Origin of the sequence: Pseudobacter ginsenosidimutans (genome assembly GCF_007970185.1) — a bacterium.
GTDB lineage: Bacteria > Bacteroidota > Bacteroidia > Chitinophagales > Chitinophagaceae > Pseudobacter > Pseudobacter ginsenosidimutans.
The window spans coordinates 6752802-6765310 of the sequence record NZ_CP042431.1 but is presented as its reverse complement, the minus strand read 5'-3'; the positions used below and the strand labels follow the sequence as shown (position 1 = coordinate 6765310).

General features: G+C 48.1%; 5 protein-coding genes. 4 read left to right on the top strand and 1 reads right to left on the bottom strand.

The annotated features are described in order from the left end of the window. Positions 1–97 precede the first annotated feature (97 nt). Positions 98–4465 (top strand): hybrid sensor histidine kinase/response regulator transcription factor, encoded by a 4368-nt coding sequence (locus FSB84_RS26480; RefSeq protein ID WP_158644132.1) that lies wholly within the window; start codon positions 98–100, stop codon positions 4463–4465. A gap of 67 nt (positions 4466–4532) precedes the next feature. Here the strand turns inward: FSB84_RS26480 and FSB84_RS26475 are convergent, their stop codons facing one another. Next, positions 4533–5369 (bottom strand): putative RNA methyltransferase, encoded by an 837-nt coding sequence (locus tag FSB84_RS26475; protein ID WP_130540847.1) that lies wholly within the window; start codon positions 5367–5369, stop codon positions 4533–4535. 367 nt (positions 5370–5736) lie between these two features. On the opposite strand from FSB84_RS26475, the gene FSB84_RS26470 reads away from it, so the two are divergent. The 3 genes from FSB84_RS26470 to FSB84_RS26460 are packed head-to-tail and all read left to right on the top strand — an operon-like array spanning position 5737 to position 12481. Then, positions 5737–8985: a SusC/RagA family TonB-linked outer membrane protein gene (locus tag FSB84_RS26470; RefSeq protein ID WP_130540846.1), complete on the top strand. Its 3249-nt coding sequence runs from the start codon at positions 5737–5739 to the stop codon at positions 8983–8985. Between the two features lie 17 nt (positions 8986–9002). After that, positions 9003–10832 (top strand): RagB/SusD family nutrient uptake outer membrane protein, encoded by a 1830-nt coding sequence (locus FSB84_RS26465; protein WP_130540845.1) that lies wholly within the window; start codon positions 9003–9005, stop codon positions 10830–10832. 11 nt (positions 10833–10843) lie between these two features. Further along, complete coding sequence (locus tag FSB84_RS26460) at positions 10844–12481, top strand: fibronectin type III domain-containing protein (protein WP_130540844.1); 1638 nt, start codon at positions 10844–10846, stop codon at positions 12479–12481. Positions 12482–12509: the final 28 nt, after the last annotated feature.

Sequence of the window (12509 nt, the reverse complement as noted above, 5' to 3'; positions counted from 1 at the left end):
GTAACTTGTAACAGCGTCCGGACAATAATTTCAGTATATTGAGTTCCGGACCTTTTGTTACCGGTTTATGAATGCTGCCAAACACTGCTTATGTACCTTGCTGTATTGTATTCTTCCTGTACTGTACAGTTTTTCCCAGCCCAAATGCAGGATAGATCATTATTCCACCGAAGACGGACTTTCCCATGATATCATCACTTATATGTACAAAGACAGGGAAGGTTTCATGTGGTTTGGCACCTGGAATGGAATCAACCGCTTCGATGGCCATCGCTTTGTTTCTTTTAAATCTGCTCCCGGCGATCTTTCTCATCTGAAAAATGACCGTATCGATCAGATCGCAGAAGATGACTTCCATCATTTCTGGATGAAAGCATATGATGGACAGATCTATCGCTTCGATAAAAAAACAGAACGGTTCCTGCCGCTTTCTTCCATCCTCCATATCCCCGTCAATACCACTGAAACCTACAAAGGTATTCTGAGCACTGCCAATGGAAGGGTCTGGATCGAAACCTACAGCAAGGGATTGTTACTGGTGACAAATCCGGAGAAAGACAGTTCAGATTATTTCGTTTACAACTCACAGGCGCAGGAAGGATTCAGGCTGCCCGGCGACAAGATCAATTTTTTCAGGGAAGATAAAAATGGAATGATCTGGGTAGGCACTCCGAAGGGGCTGGCCTGCCTGGCAAAAGATGAAAATGGAATCTTCAAAAACTATAATACGGGAATTCCGGAAGGTTCCCTGAACATAACCTGTATTGCGGAAGGGAAAGACCTGGTGGCTGTGGGCGCCAGCGATGGTCAGGTGTTCATCTATCATCAAAAAGAAAAAAAGATCACTGCGCTAAAACTGAGCAATGCCAGGCTGCATGCATTGATGGTGGACCAGACCAACTCAAACCTGTATGCCACTTCCGCTGCCGGCGAACTGATCATTACCGGTCTTCAAAGCCAGCGTTCCGCTGCTTTTCAATACGATCAACCCGGCGGTCTGCATACTTTTTACGAAGACCGTTCCGGTAATCTATGGATCAAACCACAAAACCATGGTGTTGTAAAATTCTGCACCAGAACCAGGCAATTCAAAACATTTACACAGAAGAACAACGCAGTCTACAATCACTCTGGCGACCATTTCAAGGTGTATGAAGATAATAAAGGAGTGGTTTGGGTGAATATGAAAGGAGGCGGCTTCGGTTATTATGATCCCTCGAAAGACCAGATAGAATATTTCAATAACGAACCGAATTCTTCCAAAAGGCTTTTCTCCAATATCGTGCATTCACTGTTCTACGATGCTGAAGGGCTGCTCTGGTTGCGTACCGACGAGAGAGGTATCGAAAAGATCACTTTCCAGCGTAACCAGTTCAATCAGCACCTGCTGGCCAATCCGGGAGTGTTCCAGTCAGACAATGAAGTCCGCGGGCTTTGCCGCGACCGGAAGAATCGGTTATGGGTTGGCGTTAAAAGTAACCAGCTCTATGTGCTGCAAAATGGTGTGAAGCAGAATATCCGTTTCCTGAACCAGCCCGCGGGCGGATTGGGTTCGGCCTATACCATCATGCAGGACAGAAAGGGTAATATCTGGCTGGGCACCAAGGCAAACGGGCTTTTCCTGGCCTCGCCTCAAAATACAGAAGAAACAGTTTATCGGTTAACGCATTTTCAATCCGATCCGAAAGACCAGAATAGTATCAGCAACGAGATCTATTCACTTCTGGAAGATGAAGCGGGCCGAATCTGGATCGGCACATTCGATAATGGCCTTTATCTCTACGATCCGGTAACAGGAAGTTTTGTACATAATCGTCTCGCGCTGAAAGATTATCCCGTGGATCATTTCAAAAAGATCAGGCATATGGCGCAGGACCATCAGGGGCATCTCTGGCTGGCCACAACGGAAGGCTTGCTGGTAGTGGATCCCAACACGCAGGGTGTATTCCGGTATGCAGCTTACCAGAAAATCCCTGGGGACCTAAGTAGTCTGGGTAATAACAATGTGCAGTTCATTCTGAAGGATTCCAAAAACAATATGTGGCTGGCCACTTCAGGTGGCGGATTAAATAAAGCGGAAGGTTCCGATCCCCTGAAAGCATTGCAATTCACCATCTACACTTCAGAGAACGGTCTGCCCAATGATTATATCCTCAGCGCCGTTGAAGACAGGCAGCAATTCCTCTGGGTGGCAACACAGGCCGGATTTGCACGCTTCGATCCCGTCAGGAAAATATTCCGTAATTACAATTCTTACGATGGTGTTCCCAAATATGCTTTCTCGGAATCATCTGTAACCAGTTTACAGGATGGTGAGCTCGTATTTGGTACAATCAGGGGCTACCTGAATTTTGATCCTGCGGCTATCAAAGATCATCCTATGAAAGCGGAGATGGCCTTCACCAATCTGCAGATCAACAATACTGATGTGAAACCCGGAGCGTCCGATGGTATTCTCAGTGCTTCCGTGAATCACACGCCGTCACTGGAACTCAAATACAATCAGAATATCATCAGTATCGATTATGTGGTGCTGGATTACAGGGCGGGCAGCAAACAATCTTACGCTTACCGCCTGGCGGGCTTCGATAAAGACTGGCATTACAATATGTCTGACCGCCGGGCCACCTATACCAACCTGCCGCCTGGTGATTATGTGTTTGAAGTAAAATGCATGACCAGGGAGCTGTACAACAATGTACCGGTGAAAAGCATGAGGATCACCATTCTGCCCCCGCCCTGGAAAACATGGTGGGCATATACGTTATATGCCATTGCTGCCCTGTTGTTATTCCTTTTTGCGAGGAGAACAGCCCTCACCATGTTGCGGCTCCGGCATAAGATTGCGCTGGAAAAAAAGATCGCGGCGATGAAGATGAATTTCTTCACCAATGTATCCCATGAACTGAGAACGCCGGTAACGCTGATCGTGAATCCGATCGAGGAGATCTATAAACATGAAGCGCTGTCAGAGCGTGGAAAACAGTACATGGAAGTGGTAAGAAAGAATGCCAACAGGATGGGACGGTTTGTGAACCAATTGCTGGATCTTAGAAAAATAGAAAGTGGAAAAGCGAAACTGGGTTTGTCGAAAGTGGAAATGGTCTCTTTCGTGAAAGGCATCAGTGCTTATTTCACCGAGCAGGCCAGAGAGAAGCAGATCGATTTCAAAGTGGAGCATGCAGACCAGGAGATCTATACCTGGATCGATGCAGACAAAATAGAAACTGTAGTTTACAATCTGGTATCGAATGCTTTCAAGTTCACACCCAACGGAAGGAGCATTACAGTTGCCGTGAAAACGGGAAATGATGGACATTCCATTGTTGAAGTAGCTGATCAGGGAGCCGGCGTGCCGCCAGATAAGCTCAGTAAGATCTTCGAGCTTTTCTATGAAGGTGATGCTGCAGGGCAGCATGCTGCAAAAGGAACGGGTATCGGGCTGGCGCTTTGCCGGCAAATGGTTGCATTGCATGGCGGCAGCATAACTGCCTGGAATAATCCCCGTGGCGGCCTGACTGTGAAGGTGGAGCTGTTGCCGGGCAAGGATCATTTCAAAGGTGAGCATGTGAGCTTTGTGGATACTGCAAATGATGCGATCCCGGCTCTTACAGGATTTGCTGCATCGCCTGCCACTATTTCAGATCAAGGCAATAAACAGTCAGATAATTCCCTGCCATTGCTCTTGCTGGTTGAAGACAATGCAGATCTTAGATTCTTCCTGCAGGCACAATTGCAGGACAACTACCGGATAGCATCAGCCGAAAATGGTGAAGAAGGATATCTGCGCGCCCAGGCATTATTGCCTGATCTTATCCTCAGCGATGTAATGATGCCGAAGGCTGATGGTATGCAGATGCTGGGCAACCTGAAAGCCAATCTCAGTACTTCCCATATCCCCGTTGTGCTGCTCACCGCCAAAAGCGCGGTGGAAAGCCAGATCGAAGGCATGAGTTCCGGTGCGGATTATTATATCACCAAACCTTTTCATCACGATTTCCTGCTGGCCGTGATCGATAACCTGATCAGGCAGCGGAAGAAAATATTATCAGCGATACTGGAAGGGCAGAAGGCGCTGAAGTCCATTCCCGGTGAGCTGAAGCTGACTGCACAGGATGAAACCTTTCTCCAAAATGTGGCCGTTATTGTTGAAGAAAAAATGACGGACGCGGATTTTGATATTGATACCGTTGCAGAGGCGATCAATATGGGGCGGACCACTTTCTACAAGAAATTCAAAAGTCTTACAGGACTGGCCCCCGTTGAATTCGTGAGTGAGATGCGGCTGAAAAAAGCACAGCAGCTTCTGAACAGCGGCTATGGAAATATTACCGAAGTAGCTTACGCCGTAGGTTTCAGCAATGCCAAATATTTCAGCACCTGTTTCAGGACAAAGTTCGGGGTATCGCCTTCAGAATACCTCAAACAGAATAAGTCCGAAAGGATGCAGAACAGGAGTGAGTAACCTGTTGTAAAAACTCAGGGTGCTGACAGTCGCTTGCCTCCCGGCGAGCGACTGTCAGCACTCCGATTCAATAAGCTTTCCGCCCGCAAAGTATGATCAGATCAATGGTAATGGTTGATAATTGCTGCAATTCTAATTCTTCACATTGAACAGCTGTTGCAGGCATATTCAGCACCAGGTCTTTCTCCTCTTCCAGCAACTCCTTTTGGAACCTTACCCTGACCTGCTGCAGCTGTCCGAAATATTGCCGGAATAATTCCTGCGTATGATCATTGCCGTGAATGTGCTTATGAACACTCAATTCCTTTAAATGCTCCGGCCCGGGAATGGTCTTGATCAGAAGTCCACCCGGTTGCAATATCCTCAGGAACTCTTCATAATTGGCGGGCGCGAGAGTGTTCAAAACCACATCAACAGAACCTGACTTCAACGGTATCTTTTGAATATCTGCCACCAGCCATAAAGCCTTTTCAAAATGCCGGGCGGCCGTTTTTACGGCCGGCATGAAATGATCGATGCCGATTCCCTGGTGACGATACTGGTCCCAGCGCATACATAGAAGGATATTCGAGAACAGCATGCCTTCGCCGGTTCCTGCATCCAGGATGGTGAGTGAATCATTCACGGCATATTCCGCGTACAGGAGTTCAAGCAATTTGCGCTCCAGGCCCACAAAAAAGCCAGTGGCCATCAGTTTTCTGCTGGTATTGAAATATTGCGCTTTAAATAAGGACCTGGGACGCCTGCCCAGCAGGTTGATAAAACCTTCGGCAGCCTGATCAAATTGATGGCCGTTCAGACAGGTAAAACCATTTGTATTGTTGCTATTGATGCTGGCCTGGCAAACGGGACAGTATACCGGGCATGGATTCTCTCGGAGAACATCCGGGATCATCTTTTCCATTCTTCTCAGATTAATTTACACAATAAGGAGTAGGTAGCTGTGCAAACAGCTATTGTCATTTAGAAGGACGCTGGCGCGTCAGTGCGCATAGATCTGAAGAAGATTGGTGCTCATGGTCTCCCGGGACAGATGTTTTTAGATCATCCCTGCGCGCAAAACTAATTCAGTCCTTTCAAACTCCCGCATTTCAGGCCGGAAAATTCTCAAAAACCAATTTTTGAACCTATTCGGTCAGAAATTGAACCTCACCTGCAGCGGTTTGCGCTAGGTTTGAATGCACAGAAAAACCGATTGCGGCCAGGTGAAATTCCTTTCGACTGTTCCTGTCCCTCCGGTTTTTTGCTACCAAAAAACTAACGATTCAATCATGAGAACAGCCATCATTCTGACCTGTTTTTTCTTTCTGTTTGCCACGCAGGCATGGTCGCAGAACCGACCGCTCACCGGAACGGTCATGGGACAGAACAAGGAACCACTCAGCGGCGCCACCGTTGAGCTCAAAGGGACCAATACCCGCACTTCCACCAACAGCAAAGGCCAATTCAGGATCTCCGTTCCTTCCTCAGGTAAGTCCGTGCTCAGCATCAGCTTTATCGGATTCAGCACCCTGGAATATGGGATCTCCAGTCAAACAGATATAACCGTATCACTGCTGCCGGAAGATTCCAAACAACTGGAAGATGTAGTGGTTGTGAATATCGGCTACGGAGCCGTCTCCAAAAATGCAGTAACAGGATCTGTTTCTTCCGTTACTGCAAAAGATATCAAGGACTTCCCTGTGGCTACTGTAGCCGAAGCCCTGGCCGGTAAACTGGCAGGCGTATCGGTGGTCACTTCCGAAGGAAAGCCCGGAGCAGATATCCAGATCCGTGTGCGGGGTGGCAACTCCATTACACAGGACAATGCGCCACTCTATATTGTTGATGGCATACAGGTGGAAAATGCTCTCAGTGTGATTTCACCACAGGAGATCCAAAGTATCGATGTATTGAAAGATGTGGCATCAACTGCCGTATACGGCGCACGTGGCGCCAATGGCGTGGTGCTGATCACCACCAAAACCGGCAAAACCGGAAAAACAATGGTAAGCCTGAACAGCTTTGCCGGCGCGCGATCCATTATCAATAAACTCGATGTACTGAAACCTTACGATTATGTAATGTACCAGTACCAGCTCTACAATAACAATACAGACCAGCAAACGAAGGATGCATTCGCCAAAAGTTATGGCACCTGGGAAGACCTGGACATTTACAAAAATGTGCCCTTTGTTGAATGGCAGGACCGCGTGTTCGGCCGCAATGCTTTCTCGCACACCGAAAATCTCAATATCACCGGTGGAACGGATAAATCCAGTTTCAACTTCACCATGAACAATTATAAGGAGGATGGTATCATGCTGAATTCCGGCGCACAGCGGCAGTTTGCCGCGTTCCGGTACGATAATGTGGCTTCCAATAAATTCAAATTCGGTTTCAATGTAAGGTACAGCCGCCAGAAAGTATGGGGCGCTGGTACCGCCAATACCGGCTCTCAAAGTAATAACCGGCTGCGCAATGCCGTTAGGTACCGTCCTTTTGAAGCCCCGGGCATTGCAGACGTGGTGGATGAGTTCGATCCGGATTATGCCAAACAGACCAATCTCACCGGCCCCGTGATGGATGCATACGCCACCGAAAGAAATGATTATACCAACCAGGTGATCACCGGTGTGAACGGAAATTATACTGTCATCAAGGGACTGAACATCAAAACCATTTTCGGTATCACCAGTACAGACCGGAGAATGGACCAGTTCAACAGCGCCATCACCGGTGTGGCCAGGCAGAATGCCAATATGCCTGTTGTGGACATCACTACCGGCGCTACGCTCACCATCACCAATACCAATACCATCAGCTACGATTTCAAAATAAAAAAGCAACATGCTTTCACTTTGCTGGCAGGGCAGGAGCTGAACCAGGGCAGATCGAAGAATACAGGAGTGAATGTAAAATGGTTGCCGGTAGACATCACTGCTGAACAGGCTTTCGCAGGTATCCAGAAAGCAACGCCGCCCTCAGGCGCTTTGCAGGAACCACCTACCACTTCCATTTCAGAACAAAGACTTTTCAGTTTATTCGGCCGCCTGTCTTATTCCTATGCCGGCAGGTATATGGCCAACTTCATTGTAAGACGTGATGGCTCTTCTCTCTTCCCGGCGCATAACCGTTATGCAACTTTCCCTTCTGCTCAAGTGGGGTGGCGGATCTCAGAAGAACCCCTCTTTCAAAAACTTGATATCGCCTGGATGAACAGCCTGAAGTTCAGGGCCAGTTATGGCATGGGTGGCAATAACAGGATCGGGGTGGATCTCTATAAAACTTTGTTTGCTGCCAGCAGCAACAATGGCTATGCAATTGAAGAGGCCGTTACGCCCGGCTTTGCGCCATCTTACCTGGCCAATCCCGATATCAAATGGGAAACAACTGTGTCGCGCAACCTGGGACTGGATATCGGTCTTTTCAAGAACCGCATCACTGCCAGCATCGATCTGTATTTCAATAATACGCGAGACCTGCTGCTCACCGCACAGATACCCACTACCAGCGGTTATACATCACAGTTACAGAACATTGGTGAAACTTCCAATAAGGGCATTGAGCTGCAATTGAGCGCCATGATCATCAATAAAAAAGATTTCACCTGGTCCATGAACTTCAATATCTCTCATAACAGGAACAGGATCGAAAGCCTTGGCCTTGACCAGTACGGCAATCCCAAAACTTCCTATGCAATTGCTTCCGGTGGTGTGAATGGACAGGATTTCCTGGCACAGGTAGGCTCCGCAGTTGGTCAGTTCTATGGCTATAAGGCAGACGGATGGTACACTGTGGATGATTTCGATATCACTTACAATGAAGGTAACAAAACCTGGACCTATAAATTGAAACCCGGCATCGCCAACAGCAGGGAAGTGGCCCTGGGCAGCAAGGATCCTCAGCCCGGTGATCTGAAGCTGAAAAGACTCTCAGGCAAGCCAGGCGATTATGTTACAGAAGACGACAGGACTGTACTGGGCAATGCTTTTCCTGATTTTGCAGGCGGTTTCGGTAACCAGTTCTCCTGGAAGAACTGGGACCTGAATATCTTCATGAACTATTCATATGGCAATGAAACCTATAATGCCAACAGGTCTGAATTCACCGGACAATATCTCTACAAAGACAATAACATGCTGGCAGAAGTGGCCAACCGATGGAAATGGTATGATGAGAACGGACAGAAAGTAACCGATCCGGACAAGCTGAGGGCCATGAATGCCAATACCAGTTTCTGGACACCGCCTGGTGGACAATACATCCTCACCGACTATGCGATAGAAGACGGTTCCTTTTTGCGCATCTCCAATGTAACACTTGGGTATTCCCTTCCATCAAGATTATTGCAAAAATGGAAAGTGTTCTCACGGTTCAGGATATACGCTACTGTAAATAACCTCCACACTTTCACCAATTATTCCGGTTATGATCCGGAAGCCAATACCAGGAGGAGCAATCCGCTGACGCCGGCGGTAGACTATGCTGCTTACCCACGCAGCCGTTATGTACTGGCCGGAGTAGAAATCAGTTTTTAACCCAATAATCAGAAAAGATGAAACAAACATACCGCAAACCATTGGCCGGCCTGCTTTACATCTCCCTGCTTGTGTTGGGCAATGGCTGCAAGAAATACCTCGATCTTGAAAATCCTTCCACTATTTCACAGGATGCCACATTCAACAGTGTGAGCTATACCAACTCTGCCATCATTGGTGTGTACAACCAGCTCTGTGGAGATAATGGCGCCACCAAGGAAGGCACTATCTGGGGCCTGATGGCAGATGATTTCAAAACATCCGGAAGTTACTCCTCGCAGGACCGCCGTGGCATCAGCATGTGGGGAGCAACAGATGATAACGGGGAATTGCAGAATGGTTTCAATCAACTATACACCGGCATCGAAAGAGCGAATATCTGTATTCGTGGAATCAAGGCATCTCCCTTGTTTGCAGAGGGCAATGCTTCCAAATCCGAAATGGCAAAGCTGCTTGGAGAAGCACTGACACTGCGTGCACATTTCTATTTTTCACTCGTACGCAACTGGGGCAGTGTGGTGGCGCAATGGGAACCTTCCGCACATACACCCATGCTGGACGTGCCTGTTACCAACGGCACAGAAATACTGGAGCATTTACTGGATGATCTGAAGGAAGCGCAGGAACTGGTGCCCTGGCGTACTGAATCCGGCTATGGCAGCACACGCTGGACGAAAGGCGCTATCAAAGCGCTGAGAGCGAAGATCGCCATGTTCCGTGGCGGCTATATGATGGATAAGGAATCACATACCATGTTGCGCAGCGCCAATTACAAAGACTTTTACCAGATAGCGCTGGATGAATGCAAAGACATTATCGCCCATCGTGAACAGCATGACCTCAATCCTTCCTACGAGAATGTATTCAAGACCCTGCATAGCAGCACCCGCCTGGACCCAACATTCGAACTGATGTTTGAAGTAGGCGCATATGGTGCGGGAGCGAGAACCGATACAAAGCTCGGTTATTACAATGGGATCCGCATCAATGCTTCTTCCCGTTTTGGACAGGGCGGTGGCGGTGAAATGTGCATCGCCACTTATTTCTATGAGTTCGATCAACTGGGCGATTGCAGGCGCGATGTCACCATCGGATCCTACGAGATCAACGATAAAAGTGAAAAACTGATCAACACGCTCAACAATATGACCGATGCGAAATTCCGTCGCAGCTGGACCACCATGACCGGCACCACTCAAACCCTGGCGGTGAACTGGCCGGTGATCCGTTTTGCTGATGTATTGCTCTTCTTTGCCGAAGCAGACAATGAGCTGAACGGAGCGCCTTCCGCAGAAGCAAAAGCCGCTTTGCTTGAAGTGAGGAAACGTGCATTCGTGAACCATGAAGATCGTTTGCCACCGATGCCGGATGATCATCAGGGGTTCTTCGATGCCATCGTGAAAGAGCGGCTGCTCGAATTCGGTGGAGAAGCTATCCGTAAATATGACCTGATCCGCTGGAATATCATCGAAGCAAAATTCATCGAAACCCGCAACAAACTCAGGCAACTGATGAACGGGGAAGGCGTATATGCCAACATTCCGAAATACGTATACGTAAAACCTGCTGAATACAAAGTGATCAATTCTGTGGATGAAGTGGAGTTGCTCGATCTCTATGGCGGACATGCATCAGCCGTACTATTCCAGCCAGGAATGGGAACATCCACGCCGCCGGCAGGCGGATGGGTTACAAAGAACTGGAGGGCCAGTTTGAATGAGGAATATATCACCGGTAATTCCAGCGGCTTCGCCACTTATTTTGAGGCGAACAAGAAGGAGGTATTCCCTTTCCATCAAACCATCCTTCAGCAGAATACCAACATCGTTCAAAATTACGGATACTAAAATCTTGCATCATGAAGCTTCGCTTTTTTTATATTCAAACGTTACCATTGCTGTTGGCAGCAGCAGTGGTTTTTTTGGCAAGTTGTAAAAAAGATGATCCCAATGAAGGCCTGGACAGTCCGCGGCTGTTCAAGCCTTCGGGCATCTCCGTGAGAACTACAGATACTTCAGCCACCATCAGCTGGACGGCTCCCATCCTCAGCGAGGGGCAGCTGTTGACCTACACTATCGATCTTTCACAGGATTCCACTTTTGCAACAACTGACCATAGCTTTCAATCCGATACAACTGCACTCACTATCAAGGCTGCCGAACTTACACTGCGGCAAAAATATTATGTGCGCATCATGGCGAATGCCTTTGAGAACCAGCCTGCTTCGAAATGGCTGACGGGCGGTTCCTTCACTGTGATCGGAGAGCAATTCTTTCTGCCCGTACGGGATATTGAGCTCACTGAGTCCAGGGTAACCTTACGCTGGAGAACAACCGAAATATTTGCAAAGCTCCTGTTAACCATCAAAGGTGGCACAGCGCAGGAGTTGCTGTTGACTCCAACTGATCTCAGCAATGGATTTAAGGAAATCACCGGACTTACATCCGACACCCTTTACTCGGCAGAGCTTTTCAACAGCACATCCGGCAAGGGATGGCTGAGTTTCCGTACGCCAAAGCCAACCGTGTATACCGTAGTGCTGAATCCCGGGGATGATATCGTGGCGGCGGTGACCAATGCAGCCAATGGCGATGTGATTGGTCTCAATCCCGGCGTATATGATGTTGCCGGCGCCAATTTCGCGATCCAGCAGAAAACGATCACCATCAAATCGCTTTCCAATAATCCTGCCGATACAAGAATCAATTTCAAGGAATTCAATCTCAGGGGAAGTGGTGCAGGCATCATCCTCGAAGGTATCTATCTCGATGGCGCACCCAATACCGCATTGTATTTCATCAATCTTACCGGCGCCGCAGCCAATAATGAGATCTGTGATTTCACGCAGGTGAAGGTCAGCAATTGCGTAGTGGCAAGAACTACCACCAGCTTCTTCCGCGCAGACAGGGGATCCAATGCCGGTGATTACAGGATGAACCAGGTGAGCGTAAGAAATACCCTGGTGATGGATGTAGCTACAACACTTGGCTATAATCTTTTCCACCTTGATGAGCTGGCTGTTGGTGAAGTGCATGTATCGAATTCCACTTTCCAGAATGCGGGAAGGACTTTGATATCCAGCACAGCTTTGCTGGTGAACAGGCCAACCATCACTTTCGATTATTGCACTATCAACAGTATCGGTGGTAATAACAAGACCGTGCTGATGGATGCAGGCAGCAATCCTGTCAATTTCAATTTCACCAATAGCATCATCGCCAATACGCCATTGCCTTCACAGACGGTATCCAACCTGGCTGTGCGTGCAACCGGCGCCAATACAGTGATCGTGTTCAATAATAACAATTCATTCAATTTCAAAAATGGCGCTGATGTTGAGCTTAGCTTCCCTGCCGGAACTACCATGGTGGGTAACCATAAGATAGACCTGGGATGGACGGCGGCTACACAGGATTTCACTTTGCCTGCTGGTCACCTGTTGCGCACTGTAAGCAGTGCAGGCAGCGCTATCGGTGATCCGAGGTGGAGCTATTGATTTGACCCATTGCTTTTGAAACCATAAA

What these genes read in the sequence shown, in the direction of transcription:
- FSB84_RS26475 (WP_130540847.1), bottom strand. Translation starts at nt 5,369, where the DNA reads ATGGAAAAGATGATCCCGGATGTTCTCCGAGAGAATCCATGCCCGGTA.
- FSB84_RS26460 (WP_130540844.1), top strand. Translation starts at nt 10,844, where the DNA reads ATGAAGCTTCGCTTTTTTTATATTCAAACGTTACCATTGCTGTTGGCA.
- FSB84_RS26470 (WP_130540846.1), top strand. Translation starts at nt 5,737, where the DNA reads ATGAGAACAGCCATCATTCTGACCTGTTTTTTCTTTCTGTTTGCCACG.
- FSB84_RS26465 (WP_130540845.1), top strand. Translation starts at nt 9,003, where the DNA reads ATGAAACAAACATACCGCAAACCATTGGCCGGCCTGCTTTACATCTCC.